The following is a 21,722-nucleotide window of genomic DNA, read 5'->3' as shown; positions in this document are numbered from 1 at the left end:
CGCATCGCACCCGCGCGGCGGGAGGGCAAGCGCCTCAGGGCAGGCGCCGCAGCCAGGCCCCCACCGCCAGCCGCGCCGTCAGCCAGCCGATGCCCGCCGCCGCCGGCGGCAGCAGGGCGAGCGCCGCCCAGGGCAGGTCCGAGGCCGCGGCGGGCCGGGAGAGCGCGACCGGGATCGCCGCCTCGGCCAGCAGCCAGAGGGCGGGCAGCGCCACGGCGAGCCCGCCCAGCGCCCCCGCGGCGCAGAGCAGCGCCAGCCGCGCGGCGAAGCGGCCGGCGATGTCGGCGTCGCGCGCGCCCAGCTCGTGCAGGATTTCGATGGTCTCGCGCCGCGCGGCGAGCCCCGCGCGCGTCGCCACCGCCACCAGCGCCACCGCCACCGCCGCGATGATGCCGAGCAGCACGAAGGCGAGGCCCCGCACCCCCTCGGCCACGCGCAGCGCCTGGGTCACGGCCTCGCCGCGCCGCTCCACCTGCGCGCCGGGGATGGCGGCGGCGGCCTCGCGCAGCGCCGCCTCCTCCGCGCGCTCGACGAGGCGCAGCTCGATCATCACGGGCAGGGGCAGGCCGGGCACCTCGCCCAGCCAGGGGGCGAGCAGGGCGCGCAGCCGGTCCTCGGCCACCACCGTGGCCTCGGCCACACCGGGCAGGGCGCGCAGCCGGGCCAGCGCGGCCTCGGCCTGGGCGGGGGGCACCTGCACGATCACCTGGCCCGCGGCCGCCTGCTCCCAGCGCTCGGCCAGGCGGCCCGCGCCGGCCGCGCCGGCGATGGCGAGCGCGGCGAGCAGCGCCATGGCCCCCACCAGCGCCGGCAGCAGCCAGCCCGCCAGCGCCCGGCGCAGCCCGAGCGGATCGCGCCCCCGCAGGGGCCGGAGCGCCGTGGCTCCCTTGGGCCTAGCCATGGCGCAGCAGCCTCCCGCCCTCCAGGCGCAGCGCGGGGGCCGGGTATTCCTCCGGCAGCGCCTCGCTGTGGGTGGCGACGACGACGGTGGTGCCCAGCCGGTGCAGCTCCCGCAGCAGGGAGAGCACGCGCCGCGCCTGGGTGGCGTCGAGGTTGCCGGTGGGCTCGTCGGCCACCAGCAGGGCGGGGCGGGCGATGACGGCGCGCGCCAGGGCCAGGCGCTGCTGCTCCCCGCCCGAGAGCGCGGCGGGCGCGGCCTCCGCCCGCTCGGCGAGGCCCACCCAGCGCAGCATCTCGGTCACGTCGGCGCGCAGCCGCGCCTCGGTCACGCCCTGGATGCGCAGCGGCAGGGCCACATTCTCGAAGGCGGAGAGGTGGGGCAGCAGCCGGTAGTCCTGGAACACCACGCCGATGCGCCGCCGCAGCGCCGGCAACTGGGCGCGCGGCAGCCCGGCGGGATCATGGCCCAGCACCTCGATCCGGCCGATCGAGGGCCGCAACCTCAGATGCATCAGGCCGAGCACGCTGGTCTTGCCCGCGCCCGAGGGGCCGAGCAGCCAGGTGAAGCTGCCCTCGGGCAGCAGGAAATCCAGCCCTTGCAGCGCCCAGGCCCCGCCCCCCTCCGGGTAGCACAGGCCCACGCCCGAGAATCGGACCACGCGGCCCCCTTCATCAAAAGCCAAGACGGGAGGTTGCCGAATACGGCGCTCCTGTCACAACGTCAGCCCCGCATGGACATCGCCTGCCCGAACTGCCGCGCCGGTTATCGCGTGCCGGACGCGCTGCTGCTGCAGCGCAAGCCGCTGCGCTGCGCGGCCTGCGGCCATGCCTGGGTGCCCGAGCTGCCGGCCGAGGCCCCGCCGCTGCCGGTCGCGCCCATCCTGGCGGCCGCGGCCCCGGCGGCCGAGCCGCCCACGCCCCCCTCCCCGCCCTCGGCACCGGTCGAAGCCCCGGGCCCGGCGCCCGCCGAGCGTCCGTCGCCCCTGGCCGAGCCGCCGCCCGCCGCGCCGGAGGCCGCGCCGCCCCTCGCCGCCGTCCCGCCCGAGGCGGGAACGGAGCCGCCCCGGGCCGCGCGGGCCGTCGCGCCGCCGCCGCTTGCGCCGAGCCGCTTCCCGCTCGGTCTCGGGGCGCGCCGCCGCCGCCCGCTGGGCCCGGAGGAGGCCGGGGAGGATCCCCGCCCGCGCCGCCGCCGCCGCCTCGCCGGCAGGTTGCTGCTGCTGGCCTGGATTCTCTCGGTCGGCCTCGTCACCGGGGTTCTGCTGCTGCTCTACCTGTTCCGCGCCGATGTGGCGCAGGCCTGGGAACCTTTCCTGCGCGTGGTGCAGGTGATCGGCGGGTGATACGGTCGGCATGAGATGCCGACCGTATCGCGCGCAGGGTTGACGGGCGCCCATCGAAGCTTTGCTTCGATGGGACCCGGCGTGGCGGCTGCGCGCGAAAACAAGGCCATACCAGCGGCCGCACCGGCTTCTCAGAAGTCGACATCAGCGGCCGCCGAGATCAGACGCGCCGCAGTTCCGGCAGCAGCGAGGTCAGCCAGGCTTCGAGGGCGAGGAAGGCCGCGCGCAGCGCCTCCGCCATCGCCGCGGCCTGGCGGAGGCCGGGGTCGCCCCCCTGCGCGCCGCGCGCCGTGCCGGTGACGAGGCGCTGGGCGATGACGCGCGCCTCCGCCGCGCCCGCACCCTCGCGCAGCAGCAGCACGGCAAGCCCGGCCCGCGCCTCGCCATCGGCGAGGCGGTAATCGAGGGCGGTGAGTTCGGCTTCCAGGATCAGGGGCGTGGCGAGCCGCGTGCCGGGGGCGGCCACGGCCGCGAAGAGGCCGGAGGCGATCAGCCACTCGCGCAGCGCCTGCTCGGCCAGTTCGGCGGGCGGGGCCAGCCATTCCTCGTAGAAGGCGAGGTCCAGCGTCCCGTCGGGGCGGATGCGGCGCAGGCCGCGCGCCTCCAGCCCCGGCGCGGCGCGCAGCGTGCGCAGCAGCAGCACGCGGCCGCTGCCCGAAGCGACCGGCGCGCCGGTGCGGGCGGGGGCGAGCGGGTGGCGGCGCGTCTCGATGAAGGGCCGCTCGGGCAGCACGGAGCAGGCGCCGAGCAGCAGCGGCAGCCCGAGCAGGGCGCGGCGCGGGGCGCTCATCGGCCCGGCCCCGCGGGCGGCGGCGCGCCCAGCAGCGCCTGGGAGGGGGAGCGCCGCAGCGCCTCGGTGGTGTCGCGCAGGTTGGCGGTGGTGCTGCGCAGGTCGCGCAGCAGCGGGGCGAGCTCGGACTGCAGGTCGGCGGTGGTGCCGCGCGCCGCACGCAGCATGGCCTCGATCTGCGCCAGCGTGGCGGGCAGGCGCTGGGCGGTGGCGCGCAGATCCTCGCTGGCGCGGGCCAGGGTGAGAAGGGTGGCGCGCAGCTCCTGCCCCTCCAGCACGCCGCGGGTGGCGGCGCCGGTGGCGCGCAGCTCCGCCGCGAGGGCGGGAAGCTCCGCACCCGCCAGCGCCGCCCGCCCCTCGCGCAGCAGGCCGGCGGCCTCGCCCAGAACCGTGCCGAGATCGGCCCCGCGCGCGGCCTCGCGCAGCGCGACGAGCAGCGCGTCGAAATTCCCGGCCAGGGCGGCGATGTCCACATCCTGGAGCTGGCGCATCACCTGCTCGAGCGTGTTCTGCGCCTGGGCCACGGTGGAGGGCATGGCCGGGATCACGGCATAGCGCGGCGTCCAGGGCAGGTCGGGCGGGAGGAAGCGGTCCGGGTCCACGAAATCCAGCTCGAGATAGGCGACGCCGGTGATGCCCTGGCTGGCGAGGCGCGCGCGCAGCCCCTGCGCCACGGCGAGATCCATCCGCGGCACATCGCCCACCCGCGCCATGTCCAGGGCGAAGCGGACGATGACGAGCTGGAAGGCGCTGGCGAAGGGCTGGCCCTCGGGGCGGCGGTATTCCGCCGAGGCGAGGCCGATCTCGGTGACCCGCCCCACCGCCACGCCGCGGTAGCGCACGGAGGAGCCGACCTCGAGCCCCTGCACGCTCTCGCGCAGATAGGTCTCGAACAGGACATCGCTCTGGCGCAGCCGGTCGCCCGCCAGGAAGATCACGAAGCCCACGGCGAGGGAAAGGCCCAGCAGCACCAGCAGGCCGACGGAGAACTGCACGCGGCGGGATTGCGCCATGGCTCAGCCTCCCGCCGCACCGGCTTCGGCGGGGGCCTCCCGCCGGAAGAAGGCGCGCACCACGGGGTGCGTCGCGCTCTCGCGCAGCGCCTTGGGGTCCCCTTCCGCGATGAGGCCCTGCGCCTCCTTGTCCAGCATGATGCAGCGGTCCCCGATGGCGAGAATGGATTGCAGCTCGTGCGTCACCACCACGAAGGTGGTGCCGGTCTGCCGCGCAAGCGAGAGGATAAGCGCATCGAGCCCGGCCGAGGTGATGGGATCGAGCCCCGCCGAGGGCTCGTCCAGGAACAGGATTTCGGGGTCGAGGGCCATGGCGCGCGCGATGCCGGCGCGCTTCATCATGCCGCCCGAAATCTCGGCCGGCAGCCGGTCCGCCGCGTCGCCGAGGCCGACGAGGCCGAGCTTGGAGAGCGCGATGAGCCGGCGCGCCTCCTCGGGCAGGGTGGTGTGCGCCTCGATCGGGAGCATCACGTTCTCGGCGAGGGTGAGCGAGCCGAGCAGCGCGCCCGACTGCCACATCACCCCGATGCGGCGCAGGAGGGCGCGGCGCGCCGCGCCGCCGAGATCCCCCCACTCCGCCCCCAGCACCGCGATGCGCCCCGCGCTCGGCGGATGGAGGCCGATGAGCAGCTTGAGCAGCGTGGATTTGCCGCAGCCCGAGCCGCCGAGAATGACGAACACCTCGCCGCGCCGCACCGAGAAGCTCACGTCGCGGAAGACGGTGCGCGCGCCGAAGCGCATCGCCACCCCTTCGGCCGTGATCACGGCCTCCGCCCCGGCCGGCGCGCCCATCACCAGCCCAGCCGGAAGAACAGCACGGCGAAGATGCCGTCCAGCACCACCAGCGCGATGATGCCGCCCACCACGGCGGCGGTGGCCGCATCGCCCACCGCGCGCGGGCCGTTGCCCGCCGAGAGGCCGGCGCGGCAGCCGATGTAGCCGATGGCCAGCCCGAAGGCCGCCGCCTTGCCGAGCCCGCCCGCCAGATCCTCGAGGTCCATCCACTGCACGAGCTGCGCCGTGACGGCGGGGGGCGGAAAGCCCAGCGTCGCCATCACGATCGCCATGCCGATGAGGCCGGTGAAGCTCATCACCAGCGCGATCACCGGCATGACGAGCATGGCCGCGACGATGCGCGGCAGCACGAGCCAGGCCACGGGGTCGAGGCCCATGATGCGCAGCGCGTCCACCTCCTCGTTCACCCGCATGGTGCCGAGCTCCGCCGCGTAGGCGGAGCCGGTGCGGCCGGCGAGGATGACCGCGCCGAGCAGCGGCCCCAGCTCGCGCGTGAGCGAGATGCCCACGAGCTGGGGGATGAAGATCTCGGCGCCGAAACGCCGCATCGGGATGGAGGACTGGAAGGCGAGGATCACCCCGATCAGCGTGCCGAGCAGCACGCAGAGCGGCACGGCGCGGGTGCCGGCCTCGTCCAGGTGGCGCTGCACCTCGGCCCAGCGCAGGGCCCAGGGGCGGGGGATCAGGCGCAGCCCCGCCAGCGTGGTCTCGCCCAGGAAGGCGAGCTTCTCCCGCCAGGCGGCGAGCGTGCCGAGCACCGCCCCGCCCACCGCGCTCACCGGGCGGAATCCGTTGCGCGGGGCGGGCGGGCGGGGGGCGCCGAGACCCTGGCGGAAGCGGGCGAGCGCCGCCCGCGCCGCCTCCGCGCGGGGTTCGATCCATTCGACCCCATCGCCCGCGAGGGAGACGAGCAGCGCCGCCCCGGCGGAGTCCAGCTCCGTCACCTCGCCGGCGTCCAGAAGCAGGGCGTCGCCGCGGGGACGGGCGCGATGCGCCGCCTGCCACAGGGCGGCCGCCTGTTCGGTGCGCAGCGGGCCGGCGAAGCTCAGGCGCGGCTTGCCCTCGGTGGTCTCGACGCGGAAGGGGGCGGCGCTCATCGCGGGGCAGGATGCCTGGGGCCGGCGGCGGGTTTCAACCGCCCTCGCCGCCGGGCGAGGCCGGGCGCGTCAGCGCGTGCAGCAGCACCGCGGTGGCGGCGGCGACGTTGAGGCTCTCCACCAGCCCCGAGCCGGCCAGGGTGACCCGCGCCTCGCAGGCCGCCAGCACCTCGGGCGAGGGGCCGCGTTCCTCGTTGCCGAGCACGAGGGCGATGGGTTTGCGGCGCGGCAGCGCCTCGGGCGGCGCACCGCCGCTGGCCACCGCCGCCGTGACCAGGAGCTGGCCGGAGAGGCGGCGCAGAAGGGTGGGCAGGTGCTCGGCCCGGAACACGGCGAGATGCTCGAGCGCGCCCTCGGCCGTGCGGTAGGCGGCGTCGCTGAGGTCGGCCTGGCGCGGATCGTCGGAGAGCAGCAGCGCCTTCGCGCCGAAGAAGGCGGCGCTGCGCGCGATGGCGCCCAGGTTGTGCGGGTTGCCGATGCCGTCCAGCACCGGCAGCACGGGTGCGGCGAAGAGCACGGGGGGCGGCGGGCTCGGCAGCGGCTGGGCCTTGCGCTCCTCGGCCAGCGCCACGAGGCCGCCATGGTGCGGGGTGCCGGCGATGCGCGCCAGCTCCTCCTCCGGCCCCTCGCGGTAGGCCTTGCGGTGGCGCGCGAGGTAGCGGCAGAGCGGGCCGGCCACGGGCCGGCGATCGGCCGTGTAGTGCAGGCGCACCACCGCCTCGGGACGGCGCAGGAACAGGGCGCGCACGGCATTCAGGCCGCAGATGCGCTGGAGTTCGGGCCGGCGCGGCGGCGGCGGGTCACTCACCGGCCAGCGCCTCGAGTTCCGCCAGAAGGGGGGGAGGGAGGGCGAGGCCCTCGCGCCGCGCGGCCTCGCGCAGCGCCTCGCGCCGGGCCCCGGGCAGGCGCACCCCGGCATCGCCGAGCATGGCCTTCACCATCGCCTCCATCCGATCGAGGAAGGCCTCGCGGCCCGCCAGCGCGCCCGGGTCCACCGCCAGCAGCGCGTGGCCGAGCCGCGGCGGGTTGGGCGAGGGGGCGAAGAAGCTGTCCGCCTCGAAGGCGAAACCCGCGCCGCCCAGCGCGACGCAGAGCAGCTCCACCACCAGCGCCAGCGCGGCCCCCTTCGCGCCGCCGATGGCGAGCATCGCCCCGCCCAGCGCCGCCTGGGGGTCGGTGGTGGGGTTGCCCTCGGCGTCGAGCGCCCAGCCCGCGGGGATGGGCCGGCCCTGCTTCGCCGCGACCATGATGCGCCCGCGCGCGACCTCGGAGAGGGCGAGGTCCACCAGCAGGGGCGGCGCGGCGCGGCGCGGGAAGGCGGCGGCGACCGGATTGGTGCCGAGCAGCGGCCGGCGGCCGCCCGGCACCGGCATGGCGGCGGGCGAGTTGGTGAAGGCGAGCGCCACCAGCCCCTGGCCCGCCAGCCGCCGCACCGGCAGGGACATGGCCCCCGCGTGGTGGCTGTTGGCCACCGCGACGAAGCTGACGCCATGCGCCCGGGCGCGGCGCGCCGCCTCGGCCTCCGCCAGCGCGAGGGCGGGGTAGGCCAGGCCATCGCCCGCATCCACCAGCGCCGCGCCGCCGCGCTCGGCCGCGAGGCGCGGCCTGGCCTCGCCCTTCGCGCGGCCCTCGCGCAGGAAGCCGGCATACATCGCCACGCGCGAGAGGCCGTGGCCGCCCTGGCCTTCGGCCTCGGCGGCGACGAGGGCGGCGGCGGTGAGCCGCGCCATCTCGGGATTGGCCCCGGCCGCGGCCAGGGCGCGCGCGGCGAGGGCTTCGGCGGCCGCGAGGGACAGGCGTGCGGTGTCGGTCATACCGGCCTTTCAAGCAGCTTCGGCGGCGATGACCAACCACCCCCGATGCGGGCGCCCCCGCATGCCGCCCCTATCCCGCTCAGGGTTGCCACCACCCAACGCGGCACGCCGTGTTGGGCGGCTCGAACCCAGCGCGCGACAGGTTCGGCGAGCCCCAGGGCGGCGTCAGGCGTCCGGACGGATTTGCGCCTCGCGGACCAGACGGCCCCAGCGGGCCACCTCCTCCGTCATGAAGGCGAGGGAGCGGTCCATGTCCCATGCCAGGACATCGAACCCGCCCTCCTCCGCGCGACGCCGCGTCTCGGGGTCGCGCAGGGCGGCCTGGGTAGCGCGGCTGATCTCCGCCAGGATGGCGCGCGGCACCGCGCTGTTGGTCAGCATCGCCGTCCAGTTCGTCATGGCGAGGCCGGGCTGCCCCGCCTCGGCCACGGTCGGGATGTCGGGAACGAGGCGGTGGCGCTGCGCCCCGGTGATGGCGAGGCCGCGCAGCCGCCCCGCCTGGAGCTGGGAGAGGCATTCCGGCAGGTTCGACACGATGAAGTCGAGGTTGCCGGCGACGAGATCCGTCACCGCGGGCGCGCCGCCGCGATAGGAGACATGGGTGATGTTGGCCCCCGCCCCGGCCGCCCGGCGCACCAGCTCCAGCCCCAGATGCGGCGGGGAGCCGTTGCCGGAGGAGCCGGCGTTCATGTTGCGCGTGCGCGCCGCGGCGAGGAACTTGGCCAGGGTGCGGTAGGGTGCGGCGGCCGGCACGGCCACCACGAGCGGCAGGGAGCCGAGGACCGAGATCGGCACGAAATCGCGCATCAGGTCATAGGGCGCGTTGGGGAAGAGCGAGACGTTCACCGCATGGGTGAGGGTGATGGCGAGCAGCGTGTGCCCGTCGGGCGGGGATTTCGCTGCGGCGTCCGCGCCGATCATCGCGTTGCCGCCGGCGCGGTTCTCCACCACCACGGGGCGATTCCAGGTCTCGCCGAGGCGCTGGGCGACGAGCCGGGCCATGATGTCGGTCAGCCCCGCCGGGGCGAAGGGGACGATGTAGCGCACCGGCCGGTCGGGGAAGGACTGCGCGCGTACCCGGCGCGGCCCGGCGAGCGGGGGCAGGGCGAGAAGCGGCGCGGCAAGGGCGGCGCGGCGGCGAATGGGCATGCGGTTTCCTCCTGCGGGCGCGGTCGCGCTGCCGCGCCTTCGATGCCGCAGCATGGCAGCCTGGGCAGCCGGGGCTCAAGCCCGGCGTGGGCAGGCGGCAAAGGCGGCGGCGGGCATGGCCCGCAGCCCTCCCTGGGCTGCGATCAGCGCGTGAGAAGGCGCACGAGCCCGTCGAGCTGGTCGAGATCCTTGTAGGAGATCACCACCTGGCCGCCGCGGCGGCCGTGCCGGATGGCGACCTTGAGGCCGAGATGGGCGGTGATCCGCCGCTCCATGGCGCGCGTCTCGGCATCCGCCTTGGGCGCGCGCGGCGCGGGCGGGATGTTCCGCACGGCGACCAGCGCCTCGGCCTGGCGCACGCTCATCCCCTTGTCCACGATCTGCTGGGCGAGGGCCACCGGATCCTTCGCGCCCAGCAGCGGGCGCGCGTGGCCCGCCGTCAGCGCGCCGGAGCGCAGCAGCTCGCGCACGGGCTCGGGCAGGTTGAGCAGGCGCAGCGTGTTCGCCACATGCGGGCGGCTCTTGCCGACGGCGCGCGCCAGCGCCTCCTGGGTGAGGCCGAACTGCTCGGTGAGGCGGTGGTAGCCCTCGGCCTCCTCCAGCGGGTTCAGATCCTGGCGCTGGAGGTTCTCGACCAGGCCGGCCGCCATCGCCTCGCGGTCGCTCAACTCGCGCACCAGGGCGGGCACCTCGTGCAGCCCGGCGGCTTGGGCGGCGCGCCAGCGGCGCTCGCCGCCGATGATCTGCCAGCGCTGGCCGTTGCCGCCCTTCAGCGGCCGCACCAGCAAGGGCTGCAGCACGCCATGCTCCCGCACGGAGGCCGCCAACTCGTTCAGCGCCGCCTCGTCCATGGCCACACGTGGCTGGAAGGGGCCGGGCTCCAGGCTCCCCACCGGCAGATGGCGCAGCCCCGGCGCGCCCGGCGCGGCGGCGGCGGCATCCCCGAGCAGCGCGGACAGGCCGCGGCCCAGTGCGGGCGGCTTGCTCATGCCCGGGCCTCCTGTCGCTGCCGCGCCCGGTGGCGGCGCAGGAACTCCGCGGCCAGCCGGGCATAGGCCTCGGCCCCCGGGGAGCGCGGGTCGTAATGCGTGACCGGCAGCCCGTGCGAGGGCGCTTCCGAGACGCGCACGTTGCGGGGGATCACCGTGTCGTACACACGGTCCTGGAAGAAGGCGCGGACGTCGGCCTCCACCGCCTCGGAGAGGTTGTTGCGCCGGTCGTACATGGTCAGCACGATGCCCTCCAGGCGCAGCGCCGGATTGAAGGCGGCGCGCACGCGCTCCAGCGTCTGGACGATCTGCGAGACGCCCTCCAGCGCGTAGAACTCCGTCTGCAGCGGCACGAGCACGGCTTCCGCCGCGACCAGCGCGTTCAGGGTGAGCAGGCCGAGGGAGGGGGGGCAGTCGAGCAGCACCCAGTCCACCCCCTTCAGCGCGGGGGCGCCGGCCTCCAGGGCCGTCTTGAGGCGGCTCTCCCGCCGCGCGAGGTCCGCCAGCTCCAGCTCCGCGCCGGCGAGATCCTGATCGGCCGGGACGAGGTGGAGGTTGGGGATGGTCGTGGCGCGGATCACCTCCGCCAGCGGCCGGCCGTCGATGAGGAGCGCATAGCTGCCCGCCCCGCGCTCGGCGCGCGGCACGCCGAGGCCGGTGGAGGCGTTGCCCTGGGGGTCGAGATCGAGCAGCAGCACCTTCTGGCGCGCAGCGAGGGCGGCGGCGAGGTTCACCGCCGTCGTCGTCTTGCCGACGCCGCCCTTCTGGTTCGCCAGGGCCAGGATGCGGGGCGGGGCGGGGTCAGGCACCGGCAGGGCGGATCTCGCTGAGGCGGAAGATGGTGGCCTCCGCGTCCGTGCGGCTCGCGAAGCGCTCGACGCGCATAAACCAATGCGGCGCGGCCGCCGTCAACTCATCCTCCGCCTGGCGGCCCTTCGGAAAGACGGCCACCCCGCCAGGGGCCAGGATTCCATGGGCTTGCGCGACGAGCAGCTCGAGCGGCGCCAGCGCGCGCGCCGTCACCACCGCGGCCTTCGGCAGGCGTGCCGCCTCGATTCGCTGCGGTTGCACCCGCACATGCGCGAGGCCGAGGGTGCGCGCGGCCTCCAGCAGGAAGGCCGCCTTGCGCCGGTCGCTCTCCACCAGATGCGTCTCCTCCGTCCGGCCGATGGCCAGCACCAGCCCCGGCAACCCGCCGCCGGAGCCGAGATCGACCAGCGCGCCGCGCGCCGGCAGAAGGGGCAGGAGCTGCCAGGAGTCGAGCACATGGCGCTCCCAGGCCGTGGCCTCGGTGGCGGGGGCGATCAGGTTGATCCGCGCGTTCCAGGCGAGCAGGAGGTCGAGATAGGCCCTCAGCCGCGTCTCTGTTTCACGTGAAACAGGGGCCTCGGGCAGAGGCTCACGCTGTTTCACGTGAAACACCCGCGCGGCGCCGCAGATGGACGGCCAGCGCCGCAACGGCCGCCGGCGTCACGCCCGGAAGCCGCCCCGCGCCCCCGAGCGTGGCCGGCCGCGCGCGGGAGAGGCGGTCCCTCATCTCGTTGGAGAGGCCCGCGATGGCCGCGAAGTCCAGGTCCGGCGGGATGGGCAGCGCCTCCTCCCGCGCCAGCAACGCGCGCTCGCTCTCATGCCGGGCGAGATAGGGGGCGTAGAGCGCCTCCGCCTCCAGATGGGCGAGCACGCGCGGCGGAAGCCCGCGCAGCCAGGGGAAGAGCGTCGCCAGCGCCTCGACCTCCGCCGAGGGCAGGGACAGCGCCTCGAACAGGCTGCGCCAGCGCCCATCGGCGTTCACCGGCACGCCGGCGGCGGCGTAGGCGGCGGGCGTCGCCCCCTCGGCGCGGGCGCGCGCGATCGCCGCTTCCGCGGCGGCGGCGAAGGCCCGGTGCGCGGCGGCCCGCGCCCCGCCCACCACGCCCCAGGCGATGCCCTTCTCCGTCAGCCGCATGCCCGCATTGTCGGCGCGCAGCGAGAGCCGGTATTCAGACCGTGCGGTGAGCATCCGGTAGGGTTCGCTCACGCCATGCAGCGTCAGGTCGTCCACCAGCACGCCCATATAGGCCTCGGCGCGCGTCAGCACGGCAGGAGGGGCGCCGCGCGCGGCGGCATGGGCCGCGTTCACCCCGGCCAGCACGCCCTGCGCCGCGGCCTCCTCATAGCCGGTGGTGCCGTTGATCTGGCCCGCCAGGAACAACCCCGCGACGGCGCGGCATTCAAGGGTGGGCCAGAGGGCGCGCGGGTCCACATGGTCGTACTCGATGGCGTAGCCCGGCCGAAGGATGCGCGCCCGCTCCAGCCCGGGAATGCTCGCCACCAGCGCGGCCTGCACCTCCTCCGGCAGGCTGGTGGAGATGCCGTTGGGGTACACCGTGTCGTCGTCCAGCCCCTCCGGCTCCAGGAAGATCTGGTGGCGCGGCTTGTCGGCGAAGCGCACCACCTTGTCCTCCACCGAGGGGCAGTAGCGCGGGCCCACCCCCTCAATCCGCCCGCCATAGACGGCCGAGAGGTGCAGGCTGCCGCGGATGATCTCGTGGGTGCGGGCCGTGGTGTGGGTGATGGCGCAACTGACCTGCGGGTTGCTGATGCGCTCCGTCATCCAGGAGAGGGGCTCGGGCGCCGCATCGCCGGGCTGGGCCTCCAGCGCGGCCCAGTCGATGCTCCGGCCATCGAGGCGCGGGGGCGTGCCGGTCTTGAGCCGCGCGAGGGGAAGACCCAGCCGCTCCAGCGCCAGCGCCAGCCCGACCGCCGGGGCCTCTCCCACGCGCCCGGCCGGGATGCGCCTCTCGCCGATGTGGATCACGCCGCGCAGGAAGGTGCCCGTGGTGATCACCACGGCCCCGCAGCCCACGCGCCGCCCGGCGGCGGTGAGTACCCCCTCCACCCGCCCCGCCCCGAGGAGAAGATCCTCCGCGGCCTCGCCCCAGATGGTCAGCCCCGGCGTGGCGGCCAGCAGCGCCTGCACCGCCTGGCGGTAGAGCTTGCGGTCCGCCTGGGCGCGCGGGCCCCGCACCGCCGGCCCCTTGGAACGATTGAGCAGCTTGAAGTGGATGCCCGCAGCATCCGCCGCGCGGCCCATCAGCCCGTCCAGCGCGTCCACCTCGCGCACCAGATGCCCCTTGCCGATGCCCCCGATGGCCGGGTTGCAGGACATCTCGCCGAGCTTCGCCGGGTCATGCGTCAGCAGCAGGGTGCGCGCGCCCACCCGCGCCGCGGCGGCAGCCGCCTCGCAGCCGGCATGCCCGCCGCCCACCACCACCACGTCGAACACCGCATCGAACATGGCCGGGCGTGTAGCAGGCCCGGCGGGCCGAGCGGGAGGGGTCAGCCTTCCGCCCGGATGTTCCCGCGCTCGATCACCTCGCGCCACTTCACCGCCTCGCGGGCGAGGCGCGCATCCCCGTCCGCCGGGCCCGAGCCCACATAGTCGAAGCCCAGCTCCGCGAAGCGCCGCGCCACATCCTCGGCGCGGGCGGCGCGGATCGCGGCCTCGTGCAGCCGGCGCACCGGCCCGTCCGGGGTGGCCTTGGGGGCCACCAGCATCGCCCAGGTGTACACGTCATAGCCCGCGAGGCGCCGGTCGCTCTCCGCCATGGTCGGCACCTCCGGGAACTGGGCGATGCGCGTCTCGGTCATCGCCGCCAGCGCCCGCACCGTGCCGGCGCGGATGTGGCCGGAGGCGCCGGGCACATCGGCGAAGACCATGTTCACCTCGCCCGCCAGCAGCGCCGTCAGCGCCGGGCCGCTGCCGCGATAGGGCACATGGGTCAGGTCCACGCCCATCATCATCTTGTAGAGCTCCCCGCCCAGGTGCAGCGGCGTGCCCACCCCGGCCGAGCCGTAGTTCAGCCGCGCGCCCTCCGCCCGCGTCCAGGCATGGAAGCCCGCGATGTCGCGCGGCGGCGCATCCGCCCGCACCACGAGGATGTAGGGCGAGGTGGAGACGAGGCTCACCACCCGCAGATCCGCCACCGGGTCATAGGGCATGGGCCGCATGGTCAGCGGCGAGGTGAGGAAGGAGATCGAGCCCATCAGCACCGTGTGCCCGTCGGGCCGCGCCTGCACCACGGCGCGGGTGCCGATGGTGGCCCCCGCCCCCGCACGGTTCTCCACCGTCACGGGCTGGCCCAGGAACTCGCTCATCTTCGGCGCCATCAGCCGCGCGCCGATGTCGGGCGTGCCGCCGGGCGGGAAGGGCACGATCATGGTGATCGGCCGGTCGGGCCAGGCCGGCTGGGCCAGGGCGGGCGCGGCCAGCAGGCCGGGCAGGGCAAGGGCCGCGCGGCGCGGCAGGCGAGGGGGCATGGCGTTCTCTCCCGTGTCGATTGCCCGAAGCCTCGCGCCGCCGCGCGCCGCCATCAAGCAGGATCGCGCGGCCGGCCCCTATTTGCCGATGCAGAACTCCCCGAACACCACATCGAGCACCGCCTCGACCCCGACCCGCCCGGTCAGGCGCCCCAGCGCCGCCAGCGCCCCGCGCAGCGCCTCGGCCCGCAGCTCGGGCAGGGGCGCCTCCTCCAGCCGGGCGAGCCACTGCACCGCCTCGCCGAGCGCCGCGCGGTGGCGCGGGCGGGTGAGGCCGGCTTCCGCCGCCAGCCCCGCCCGCGCCGCCACCTCGGCCTCCAGCGCCGCCCGCAGCGCCGCCATCCCCTCGCCCGTGCGGGTCGAGACGGCGAGCGCCCCCTCCACCACGGGCGGCCCCAGATCGGCCTTGCTGCCCACCACCAGCGCCCCCGGGCCGCGCAGGGCAAGTGTGGCGGCATCCGGCGGCGCATCGGCGGGAAAGACGAGCAGACGCAGCTCCGCCGCCTCGGCGCGGGCCAGCGCCCGGCGCACCCCTTCCGCCTCGATCTCGTCCGCCGTCTCGCGCAGCCCGGCCGTGTCCGCCAGCGTCACCGGCACGCCGGCCAGGACAAGGCGCACCTCCACCACATCGCGCGTCGTGCCCGCCCGGGCCGAGACGATGGCCGCCTCCCGCCCCGCCAGCGCGTTGAGCAGCGAGGATTTGCCCGCATTCGGCGCGCCGAGGATGGCCACCGCCACCCCCTCGCGCAGCCGCTCCCCCCGCCCGCCCTCGGCGAGCAGCGCCGCCATCTCGCCGCGCAGTGCCGCCGCCTCCGCCGCCACCCGCGCGTCGAGGTCGGCCGGCAGATCCTCCTCCTCGAACTCGATGAAGGCCTCCTGCCGCGCCAGCAGCCGCGTCAGCGCCGTCGCCCAGGCCGAGAGCCGCGCCGAGAGCCCGCCCTCCGCCTGGCGCAGCGCCTGGCGCCGCTGCGCCTCGGTCTCGGCGGCGATCAGATCGGCGATCCCCTCCGCCTCGGTCAGGTCGAGCCTGCCGTGCTGGAAGGCGCGGCGCGTGAACTCCCCGGGCTCGGCCGGGCGCGCGCCGAGCCCGGCGAGCGCCTCGGCGACGGCGGCCACCACCGCCGGCCCGCCATGCAGGTGCAGCTCCGCCGCATCCTCGCCCGTGTAGGAGGCGGGGGCCGGGAACCAGAGCACCAGGGCGCGGTCCAGCACCTCGCCGCCCTGGCGCAGGCGGCGCAGGCTGGCGCGGCGCGGCGCGGGCAGGGGCCCAGCCAGCGCCTCCAGCAGCCGCCCCGTCTCGGGCCCCGAGAGCCGCATCACCGCCACCGCCGCCCGCCCCGGGCCGGAGGCGAGGGCGAAGATCGTCCCGCCCGTCACGCCTTGGCCGGGGGCACGTCCTTTTCCGTCAGCATCAGGCGCCGCGCGCGGCCGCCCTGCACGAGATGCGCGGTCAGGATTTCGTCCACGTCCTCGCGCGTCTCGGCCCGGTACCAAATGCCCTCGGGGTAGATGACGATGGCGGGCCCGAACTCGCAGCGGTCCAGGCAGCCGGCCATGTTCACCCGTACGCCCGGCAGCCCCAGCTCCTTCGCGCGCGCCTTCATGTAGTCGCGCAGCGCCTCGCTGCCCCGCGCCGCGCAGCTCCCGCGCCGGTGCCCCTCGGGCCGGCGGTTGCAGCAGACGAAGACATGCGCGGTGTAGAAGGGCGGGGGGTCGGCCTCGGCCATGGGCGGCTCCTTGTTCTGCGCCCCGCATGTAGAGGCCCCGCCGCCCCGCGCCCAGGCCCGGCTTGACGCCCGCCCCCCTCGGGTGCTGCATCCCTGCCGCCGTGGGAACGCAGGAGCCATGCCGCAACTCTCGCTGATGACGCCGCTCGGCGACATCACGCTCTCCGAGGAGGACGGCGCCCTCGTCGCCCTCGACTGGGGCCGCGGGCGCGACCAGACGCCCACGCCCCTGCTGCGCGAGGCGCGGGACCAGCTGCACGACTATTTCGACGGCCGCCGCCTCAGCTTCCAGCTTCCGCTCGCGCCCCGCGGCACGCCCTATCAGCGCCGCGTCTGGGCCGCGCTCGCCCGCATCCCGCCGGGCCAGACCCGCAGCTACGCCGAGATCGCGCGCGAGATCGCCTCCGCCCCGCGCGCGGTGGGCCAGGCCAATGGCCGCAACCCGCTGCCCATCCTCATCCCCTGCCACCGCGTCGTGGCCGCCGACGGCTCGCTCGGCGGCTATTCGGGCGAGGGCGGGACGGACACCAAGCGCTTCCTCCTCGCGCACGAGGCGCGCGCCCTCTCCCAGCACCAGCCGGAACCAGGAATCCACGCCCCATGAACCACGCCATCCGCATCCACGAACATGGCGGCCCGGAGAAGATGCGCTGGGAGGAGGTGCCCCTTCCGGCTCCCAAGCCGGGCGAGGCGCTGGTGCGCCACCACGCCGTGGGGCTGAACTACATCGACGTCTATTTCCGCACCGGCCTCTACAAGCTGCCCGCCCTGCCCGCCGTGCTCGGCATGGAGGGCGCGGGCGTCGTCGAGGCCATCGGCGAGGGCGTCACCGAAGTCGCGGTGGGGGATCGCGTGGCCTACGCCACCGGCCCCGTGGGCGCCTATGCCGAGGCCCGCACCCTGAAGGCCGATCGCCTCGTGCCCGTGCCCGAGAACATCCCGCTCGAACTCGCCGCCGCCATGATGCTCCAGGGCATGACGGCGCAATACCTGCTGCGCACCACCTACCGGGTGAAGCCGGGCGAGACGATCCTCATCCACGCCGCGGCCGGCGGCGTGGGGCTGATCATGGTGCAATGGGCCAAGCACCTGGGCTGCACCGTCATCGGCACCGTCTCGACGCCGGAGAAGGCCGAACTCGCCCGCGCCCACGGCGCCGACCATGTCGTGCTGGCCGGCGAGGATCTGCCCGCCGCGGTGAAGAAGATCACCGGCGGGGCGATGCTGCCCGTGGTCTATGACAGCGTGGGGAAGGATACCTTCCTCGCCTCGCTCGACTGCCTGCGCCCGCTGGGCATGATGGTGAGCTTCGGCAACGCCTCCGGCCCCGTGCCGCCGCTGGACATCGGCATCCTCGCCGCAAAGGGCTCGCTCTACCTCACCCGCCCCACCCTCGCCTCCTACACCACGAAGCGCGAGGACCTTCTCGCCGTGGCGAAGGATCTCTTCGACGTGGTGGGCTCCGGCGCGGTGAAGATCAACGTGAACCAGCGCTATGCGCTGAAGGACGCCGCCCAGGCCCACCGCGACCTGGAAGCGCGCAAGACCACGGGCAGCACCATCCTGCTGCCGTGACGCCAGGGGCGGGGCCGCGCTAGCCTTCCCCGGTGCGGCGGCTCCTCCTCCTCTCCCTCGCGGGCCTCGCGGCGCTGGCGGCCGCCGCCTTCGCCCTCGACCGCGCCTTCCCGCCCGATCTCTCGCGCCTCGAGGCGCGCGCGCGCGAGGTCACGGCGCGCGACGGCCGCCTCCTCGCCCTCTGGCCCGCGCCGGGCGGCGTCTGGCGGCTGCGCACCACGGCCGAGGATGTGCCGCCCGAGCTCCTCGCCCTGCTGATCGCCGCCGAGGACCGCCGCTTCCACCGCCACCCGGGCGTGGACCCGCTGGCCCTCGCCCGCGCCGCCTGGCAGTGGGCGCGGACGGGGCGAGTCGTCTCCGGCGGCTCCACCCTCTCCATGCAGGCGGCCCGGCTGCTCGAGCCCCGGCCCCGGACGCTCCGCAGCAAGGCCATCGAGATCGCCCGCGCCCTGCAGCTCGAATGGCGGCTCGGCAAGCGCGGGGTGCTGGAGATCTGGCTCACCCTCGCCCCGCAGGGCGGCAACATCGAGGGGATGCGCGCCGGGGCGCTCGCCTGGTTCGGCCGCCCCGCCGCGGCGCTGGACCTGGCCGAATCCGCCCTGCTCGTCGCCCTGGCCCGCCGCCCCGAGGCCACCCGCCCCGACCGCCACCCCGAGGCCGCCCGCGCCGCGCGCGAGGCCGTGCTGCGCGCCCGCGCCCCCGGCGTGGCCAGCCCCGCCGACCTGGCCCTGGCCGGCGATGTGCCGCGCCAGCGCCAGCCCTTCCCGCGCCACGCCGCCCATCACGCGCGGGAGGTGCGGCAAGGCCCCACCACCCTCGATCTCGACCTCCAGCGCGGCGTGGAGGCCCGGGCGCGCGAGGCGCTCGCCCGCCTGCCCGAGCACGCCTCCCTCGCGATCATGGTGGCCGATCTCGCGACCGGCGAGCCGCGCGCCCTGTTCGGCGGCGCCTGGATGGACCCCGCCCGCGCCGGGGCGCTCGACCTCACCCGCGCGGTGCGCTCGCCCGGCTCCGCGCTCAAGCCGCTGGTCTATGCGCTGGCCTTCGAGAGCGGCACGGTCACGCCCGAGACCCTGCTGGACGACCTGCCCCGCCGCTTCGGCGACTACGCGCCGGAGAACTACGACCGCGCCTTCCAGGGCCGGCTGCGCGTGGCCGATGCGCTGCGCCTCTCGCTCAACCAGCCCGCCGTGGCGCTGCTGAACGAGCTGGGGCCGCTGCGCCTCGCCTCGGTGATGAAGGCCGCCGGCGCGCCGCCCCGCCTGCCCCCCGGCGCCGCCCCCGCCCTGCCGCTGGCGCTCGGCGGCGCGGGGCTGACGCTGCGCGAGATGGTGGCCCTCTACGCGCTGCTCGGCCGCGGCGGGGATGGCGTGATCGACCGCCGCGCCGCCGCGCTGACCACCCGCCTGCTCGTCCAGGGCTTCCCCCAGGGCGGCCCGCCCGGCATCGCCTGGAAGACCGGCACGAGCTGGGGCGGGCGCGACGCCTGGGCGCTGGGGATGGACGCGCGCCATGTCGTGGGCGTCTGGGTGGGCCGGCCGGACGGCACGCCCATCCCCGGAGCGACGGGCGCACGGCTCGCCCTGCCCGTGCTCGCGCAGGTCTTCGCGCTGCTGCCCGCGGCCCCGCTCGCCCCCCTGCCGCTGCGCGCGCCCCCGCCATCCGCCGCCCCGCTCAGCGATCCGCTGCGCCTCGCCTTCCCCCCGCCCGGCGCGGTGCTGGAGGAGGGGGGGCGCGTGGTGCTGCGCGCCCAGGGCGGGCAACGCCCCCTCACCTTCCTGGTCAATGGCGCGCCCCTGCCGGGCGATCCGGCGCGGCGCGAACTCGCCTGGACCCCGCCCGGCCCCGGCTTCTACCGCATCACCGTGCTGGACGCGGAGGGCGCGGCTGCGCGCAGCGAGGTGCGGGTGCGATGAGCCAGGAAGCCCGGGCCGCCCTGGCCTACACCGGCCTCGCCTTCGCGCTTGGCTTCCTGCTCGGCCCGCTGCGCGAATTCCTTCTCGCGCCGCAGATCGGCCGCCTCGCGGCGCTGCTGCTGGAGCTGCCCGTGATGCTGGCCTTCTGCTGGTGGGTCGCGCCGCGCCTGATGCGCCGCCTTCCGCCCGGGCTGGCGCGGCTGCGCGCCGGGCTGGCGGCGCTGGGCTTCCTGCTGATGCTGGAGTTCGCGCTGGGGCTCGCCCTGCGCGGCTTCACCCTGGCCGAATGGGGCGCGCAGTTCCGCACGCGCGAGGGCGCGGTGACGCTGGCCGGCTATCTCCTCTTCGCCGCCATTCCCGCCCTGCGCGGCGGGGGTCAGCGGCAGGCCTGACGCTCCATGCGTTCGCGCGCCAGGGCGATGCGCCAGCGCAGCGCCTCATAGCCCCGCGCCATGCGCGCGAGTTCCGCCTCGGCCGGGAGCTGCGCCGCGAGGCCCGCGGCCTCGGCCACGCTCTCGGCCAGCATCGGGCAGCCGCAGCCCAGGAACAGCGTCACCGCCGCGCGCAGCCGCGCCGTCAGAAGCTCGCCCCGCTCGCGCCCCTCCAGCAGATCCGCGGGTGCGGCGCGGGCCATCCGCTCCGCCTCGCGCAGCGCCTCGCGCCCCGCGCCGTAGTCGCACTGCGCCCGCGGCAGCCCCGATTGCGCGAGGAGCAGCGGCGCGAGCGCGGCGAGGATCAGCGCACGCCGCATCGCGCCAGCGCCGCCTGCATGTGGGCCGGCACCGGGGCCTCCGCCCGCCGCACCGGCTCGAGCGGCAGCACCAGCCGCCGCGCCAGCAGATGCAGCGCGCCCTCGCCCCCGCCATAGCGCGCGTCGCCGAGAATGGGCGCGCCCAGATGCGCCATGTGCGCGCGGAGCTGATGCGTGCGCCCGGTGCGCGGCGAGAGCTCCACCGCCGTCAGCCCCGGCGCGCGGCCCATCACGCGCCAGAGCGTGCGCGCGGGCTGGCCATCGGCGCGCACCACCATGCGCCAGCCCGCCTCGCGGGTGCTGAGTTTCGCGAGCGGCGCGTCCAGCTCGCCCTGATCGCCGGGCAGTTCGCCGCGCAGCACGGCCCAGTAGGTCTTCTCCGCGCGCCCCTCGGCGAAGAGGCGGCCGAGCGCGGCCAGCGCCGGCCTGGTGCGGCCCAGCGCGAGGCAGCCCGCCGTGTCCGCGTCGAGGCGATGCGCCGGCTGCGGCAGGGGGCGCTTGCCGCCGCGCAGGGCGGGCAGCCAGTCCTCCAGCGAGGGCCCTCCGCGCGGGCCGCGATGCACGGGCAGCCCCGCGGGCTTGTCGAGGATGAGCACCTCCGCGTCCTCATGCAGCACGCGGGGGGCGGCGGTCACTCCGCCGCCTGCGCCTCGCCCACCACCCGCGGCTGCGCGCGCATCCAGGCGAAGTAGAGGTCGCGCGCCTTCGTCGCCACCGGCCCGATGGGCAGCGCGCGCCCGTTGTAGCGCGAGCAGGGCTGCACCTTCGCGTAGTTGCCGGTGGAGAAGATCTCGCTCGCCCCCTCCAGCTCCTCCGGCCGCAGAGCGCGCTCCTCCACGGGCACGCCGTTCTCGCGGAACAGCGCCAGCACGCGCTGGCGCGTGATGCCGTTGAGGAAGGTGTGATTCACCGCCGGCGTCACCGCCACGCCGTCGATCACGGCCCAGAGGTTGGAGCTCGCGAACTCCGCGATGTTGCCCGCCACGTCGCACATCACCGCCATGTCGGCGCCGCGCTCCACGGCCCAGGCGGTGGCGCGCGCGCCGTTGGGGTAGAGGCAGGCGGCCTTGGCGTCGGTCGGCGCCATGTCGGTCGCCGGGCGGCGGAAGGGCGCCAGCATGGCCGAGAAGCCCGCCCAGGCCGGCAGCGGCGAATCGTAGAGCGAGAGGATGAAATCCGTGCTGTCCGGATCGGGGCGCGCCGCGCCGAGCCCCTTGCGGATGAAGAACATCGGCCGGACATAGAGCACCGCCTTCGGCCCCATGCGGCGGATGCCCTCCTCGCACAGCGCCTGGATTTGCGCGGCGTCGAGGCCCGGCTTCATGCCCATCACCTTCGCCGAGCGGATGGCGCGCGCGCAGTGGCGATCGAGGTCCGGCGCCCAGCCCTCGATGGCCCGCGCCCCGTCGAAGATGACGGAGCCGAGCCAGAAGGCATGGTCCATGGGCCCGAGGATTTTCGGCTCCTCGTCGAACCACTCGCCCGCATACCAATAGACGCCGGCCATCGCCCCGCTCTCCTGTGCCAAGGCGAAGGGTTGTGCCACGCTCCTCGCCCGCCATGAACC

The 21,722-nt window shown here is 76.0% G+C and carries 24 protein-coding genes; 5 read left to right on the top strand and 19 right to left on the bottom strand.

The window, feature by feature from the left end:
- Positions 1-34: 34 nt before the first annotated feature.
- Entirely contained in the window at positions 35-901 is an 867-nt protein-coding gene (locus H596_RS0101505) for an FtsX-like permease family protein (protein WP_051212231.1), read from the bottom strand.
- Positions 894-1,559: a cell division ATP-binding protein FtsE gene (locus H596_RS0101500; protein WP_027283384.1), complete on the bottom strand. Its 666-nt coding sequence runs from the start codon at positions 1,557-1,559 to the stop codon at positions 894-896. Before H596_RS0101500 ends, H596_RS0101505 begins: the two co-directional genes overlap by 8 nt.
- A gap of 72 nt (positions 1,560-1,631) precedes the next feature.
- Between H596_RS0101500 and H596_RS19585 the strand changes: the two genes are divergently transcribed.
- Positions 1,632-2,240, top strand: coding sequence for a zinc-ribbon domain-containing protein (locus H596_RS19585; protein WP_051212230.1), 609 nt, complete (start codon positions 1,632-1,634; stop codon positions 2,238-2,240).
- A gap of 160 nt (positions 2,241-2,400) precedes the next feature.
- Here H596_RS19585 and H596_RS0101490 read toward each other — a convergent pair whose 3' ends face one another.
- The 14 genes from H596_RS0101490 to H596_RS23700 all read right to left on the bottom strand — a co-directional run bounded on the left by H596_RS0101490 (position 2,401) and on the right by H596_RS23700 (position 15,913).
- Complete coding sequence (locus tag H596_RS0101490) at positions 2,401-3,030, bottom strand: ABC-type transport auxiliary lipoprotein family protein (protein WP_027283383.1); 630 nt, start codon at positions 3,028-3,030, stop codon at positions 2,401-2,403.
- Positions 3,027-4,043 carry an MlaD family protein gene (locus tag H596_RS0101485; protein ID WP_027283382.1) on the bottom strand — a complete coding sequence of 339 codons (1,017 nt, stop codon included), beginning with the start codon at positions 4,041-4,043 and terminating at the stop codon, positions 3,027-3,029. The genes H596_RS0101490 and H596_RS0101485 overlap by 4 nt, the downstream gene beginning before the upstream one ends.
- 3 nt (positions 4,044-4,046) lie before the next feature.
- Entirely contained in the window at positions 4,047-4,835 is a 789-nt protein-coding gene (locus H596_RS0101480) for an ABC transporter ATP-binding protein (RefSeq protein ID WP_037299509.1), read from the bottom strand.
- On the bottom strand, positions 4,835-5,935 hold the full coding sequence (locus tag H596_RS0101475; RefSeq protein ID WP_027283380.1) for an ABC transporter permease: 1,101 nt from the start codon (positions 5,933-5,935) through the stop codon (positions 4,835-4,837). Before H596_RS0101475 ends, H596_RS0101480 begins: the two co-directional genes overlap by 1 nt.
- A gap of 34 nt (positions 5,936-5,969) precedes the next feature.
- The gene (locus H596_RS0101470) at positions 5,970-6,743 is read right to left on the bottom strand and encodes a TrmH family RNA methyltransferase (protein WP_027283379.1); all 774 of its coding nucleotides are present in this window, start codon (positions 6,741-6,743) and stop codon (positions 5,970-5,972) included.
- On the bottom strand, positions 6,736-7,749 hold the full coding sequence (locus H596_RS0101465) for an Ldh family oxidoreductase (protein WP_037299507.1): 1,014 nt from the start codon (positions 7,747-7,749) through the stop codon (positions 6,736-6,738). Before H596_RS0101465 ends, H596_RS0101470 begins: the two co-directional genes overlap by 8 nt.
- Before the next feature lie 165 nt (positions 7,750-7,914).
- Positions 7,915-8,898: a tripartite tricarboxylate transporter substrate binding protein gene (locus H596_RS0101460; RefSeq protein WP_037299504.1), complete on the bottom strand. Its 984-nt coding sequence runs from the start codon at positions 8,896-8,898 to the stop codon at positions 7,915-7,917.
- A 143-nt stretch (positions 8,899-9,041) separates the two neighbouring features.
- A complete protein-coding gene (locus H596_RS0101455) occupies positions 9,042-9,887 on the bottom strand; it encodes a ParB/RepB/Spo0J family partition protein (protein ID WP_027283376.1) in 846 nt (281 codons plus the stop codon).
- Positions 9,884-10,702 carry a ParA family protein gene (locus H596_RS0101450; protein ID WP_027283375.1) on the bottom strand — a complete coding sequence of 273 codons (819 nt, stop codon included), beginning with the start codon at positions 10,700-10,702 and terminating at the stop codon, positions 9,884-9,886. Before H596_RS0101450 ends, H596_RS0101455 begins: the two co-directional genes overlap by 4 nt.
- On the bottom strand, positions 10,689-11,300 hold the full coding sequence (rsmG, locus tag H596_RS0101445; protein ID WP_027283374.1) for a 16S rRNA (guanine(527)-N(7))-methyltransferase RsmG: 612 nt from the start codon (positions 11,298-11,300) through the stop codon (positions 10,689-10,691). The genes H596_RS0101450 and rsmG overlap by 14 nt, the downstream gene beginning before the upstream one ends.
- Positions 11,287-13,164: a tRNA uridine-5-carboxymethylaminomethyl(34) synthesis enzyme MnmG gene (gene mnmG, locus H596_RS0101440; protein WP_027283373.1), complete on the bottom strand. Its 1,878-nt coding sequence runs from the start codon at positions 13,162-13,164 to the stop codon at positions 11,287-11,289. The genes rsmG and mnmG overlap by 14 nt, the downstream gene beginning before the upstream one ends.
- Before the next feature lie 41 nt (positions 13,165-13,205).
- The gene (locus tag H596_RS0101435; protein ID WP_027283372.1) at positions 13,206-14,186 is read right to left on the bottom strand and encodes a tripartite tricarboxylate transporter substrate binding protein; all 981 of its coding nucleotides are present in this window, start codon (positions 14,184-14,186) and stop codon (positions 13,206-13,208) included.
- Between the two features lie 78 nt (positions 14,187-14,264).
- Positions 14,265-15,503 carry a tRNA uridine-5-carboxymethylaminomethyl(34) synthesis GTPase MnmE gene (mnmE, locus tag H596_RS0101430; protein WP_245583936.1) on the bottom strand — a complete coding sequence of 413 codons (1,239 nt, stop codon included), beginning with the start codon at positions 15,501-15,503 and terminating at the stop codon, positions 14,265-14,267.
- Between the two features lie 56 nt (positions 15,504-15,559).
- Entirely contained in the window at positions 15,560-15,913 is a 354-nt protein-coding gene (locus tag H596_RS23700; RefSeq protein WP_027283370.1) for a (2Fe-2S) ferredoxin domain-containing protein, read from the bottom strand.
- A 118-nt stretch (positions 15,914-16,031) separates the two neighbouring features.
- Between H596_RS23700 and H596_RS19580 the strand changes: the two genes are divergently transcribed.
- Genes H596_RS19580 through H596_RS19570 form a run of 4 tightly spaced genes read left to right on the top strand, consistent with a single transcriptional unit; the run spans position 16,032 to position 19,796 of the window.
- Positions 16,032-16,517, top strand: coding sequence for a methylated-DNA--[protein]-cysteine S-methyltransferase (locus H596_RS19580; RefSeq protein ID WP_037299501.1), 486 nt, complete (start codon positions 16,032-16,034; stop codon positions 16,515-16,517).
- Positions 16,514-17,488: a quinone oxidoreductase family protein gene (locus tag H596_RS0101415; protein WP_027283369.1), complete on the top strand. Its 975-nt coding sequence runs from the start codon at positions 16,514-16,516 to the stop codon at positions 17,486-17,488. Before H596_RS19580 ends, H596_RS0101415 begins: the two co-directional genes overlap by 4 nt.
- 32 nt (positions 17,489-17,520) lie before the next feature.
- Complete coding sequence (gene pbpC / locus H596_RS19575; protein WP_051212229.1) at positions 17,521-19,404, top strand: penicillin-binding protein 1C; 1,884 nt, start codon at positions 17,521-17,523, stop codon at positions 19,402-19,404.
- Complete coding sequence (locus tag H596_RS19570) at positions 19,401-19,796, top strand: hypothetical protein (RefSeq protein ID WP_051212228.1); 396 nt, start codon at positions 19,401-19,403, stop codon at positions 19,794-19,796. Before pbpC ends, H596_RS19570 begins: the two co-directional genes overlap by 4 nt.
- On the opposite strand, the gene H596_RS0101400 is transcribed toward H596_RS19570, so the two are convergent.
- From H596_RS0101400 to H596_RS0101390, 3 genes are read right to left on the bottom strand one after another with little or no spacing between them, the layout of a single operon-like run.
- On the bottom strand, positions 19,781-20,155 hold the full coding sequence (locus tag H596_RS0101400; protein ID WP_027283368.1) for a hypothetical protein: 375 nt from the start codon (positions 20,153-20,155) through the stop codon (positions 19,781-19,783). The genes H596_RS19570 and H596_RS0101400 overlap by 16 nt on opposite strands.
- On the bottom strand, positions 20,140-20,790 hold the full coding sequence (locus H596_RS0101395) for an RluA family pseudouridine synthase (RefSeq protein WP_245583926.1): 651 nt from the start codon (positions 20,788-20,790) through the stop codon (positions 20,140-20,142). The genes H596_RS0101400 and H596_RS0101395 overlap by 16 nt, the downstream gene beginning before the upstream one ends.
- Entirely contained in the window at positions 20,787-21,662 is an 876-nt protein-coding gene (locus H596_RS0101390; RefSeq protein WP_027283367.1) for a branched-chain amino acid aminotransferase, read from the bottom strand. Before H596_RS0101390 ends, H596_RS0101395 begins: the two co-directional genes overlap by 4 nt.
- Between the last annotated feature and the right edge of the window lie 60 nt (positions 21,663-21,722).

This window comes from Rubritepida flocculans DSM 14296, from assembly GCF_000425365.1.
GTDB classification, from domain to species: domain Bacteria; phylum Pseudomonadota; class Alphaproteobacteria; order Acetobacterales; family Acetobacteraceae; genus Roseococcus; species Roseococcus flocculans.
This window is presented reverse-complemented; position numbering and strand designations above follow the sequence as displayed.

Bases quoted from the DNA above. Each gene is read 5' to 3' on its own strand.
- H596_RS0101465 (WP_037299507.1), bottom strand. From the start codon at position 7,749: ATGACCGACACCGCACGCCTGTCCCTCGCGGCCGCCGAAGCCCTCGCC.
- H596_RS0101485 (WP_027283382.1), bottom strand. From the start codon at position 4,043: ATGGCGCAATCCCGCCGCGTGCAGTTCTCCGTCGGCCTGCTGGTGCTG.
- H596_RS0101505 (WP_051212231.1), bottom strand. From the start codon at position 901: ATGGCTAGGCCCAAGGGAGCCACGGCGCTCCGGCCCCTGCGGGGGCGC.
- mnmG (WP_027283373.1), bottom strand. From the start codon at position 13,164: ATGTTCGATGCGGTGTTCGACGTGGTGGTGGTGGGCGGCGGGCATGCC.
- H596_RS0101490 (WP_027283383.1), bottom strand. From the start codon at position 3,030: ATGAGCGCCCCGCGCCGCGCCCTGCTCGGGCTGCCGCTGCTGCTCGGC.
- H596_RS19585 (WP_051212230.1), top strand. From the start codon at position 1,632: ATGGACATCGCCTGCCCGAACTGCCGCGCCGGTTATCGCGTGCCGGAC.
- H596_RS19580 (WP_037299501.1), top strand. From the start codon at position 16,032: ATGCCGCAACTCTCGCTGATGACGCCGCTCGGCGACATCACGCTCTCC.
- H596_RS0101435 (WP_027283372.1), bottom strand. From the start codon at position 14,186: ATGCCCCCTCGCCTGCCGCGCCGCGCGGCCCTTGCCCTGCCCGGCCTG.
- H596_RS0101415 (WP_027283369.1), top strand. From the start codon at position 16,514: ATGAACCACGCCATCCGCATCCACGAACATGGCGGCCCGGAGAAGATG.
- H596_RS19570 (WP_051212228.1), top strand. From the start codon at position 19,401: ATGAGCCAGGAAGCCCGGGCCGCCCTGGCCTACACCGGCCTCGCCTTC.
- H596_RS0101455 (WP_027283376.1), bottom strand. From the start codon at position 9,887: ATGAGCAAGCCGCCCGCACTGGGCCGCGGCCTGTCCGCGCTGCTCGGG.
- H596_RS0101400 (WP_027283368.1), bottom strand. From the start codon at position 20,155: ATGCGGCGTGCGCTGATCCTCGCCGCGCTCGCGCCGCTGCTCCTCGCG.
- H596_RS23700 (WP_027283370.1), bottom strand. From the start codon at position 15,913: ATGGCCGAGGCCGACCCCCCGCCCTTCTACACCGCGCATGTCTTCGTC.
- H596_RS0101460 (WP_037299504.1), bottom strand. From the start codon at position 8,898: ATGCCCATTCGCCGCCGCGCCGCCCTTGCCGCGCCGCTTCTCGCCCTG.
- H596_RS0101480 (WP_037299509.1), bottom strand. From the start codon at position 4,835: ATGGGCGCGCCGGCCGGGGCGGAGGCCGTGATCACGGCCGAAGGGGTG.
- H596_RS0101475 (WP_027283380.1), bottom strand. From the start codon at position 5,935: ATGAGCGCCGCCCCCTTCCGCGTCGAGACCACCGAGGGCAAGCCGCGC.
- mnmE (WP_245583936.1), bottom strand. From the start codon at position 15,503: ATGCGGCTCTCGGGGCCCGAGACGGGGCGGCTGCTGGAGGCGCTGGCT.
- H596_RS0101390 (WP_027283367.1), bottom strand. From the start codon at position 21,662: ATGGCCGGCGTCTATTGGTATGCGGGCGAGTGGTTCGACGAGGAGCCG.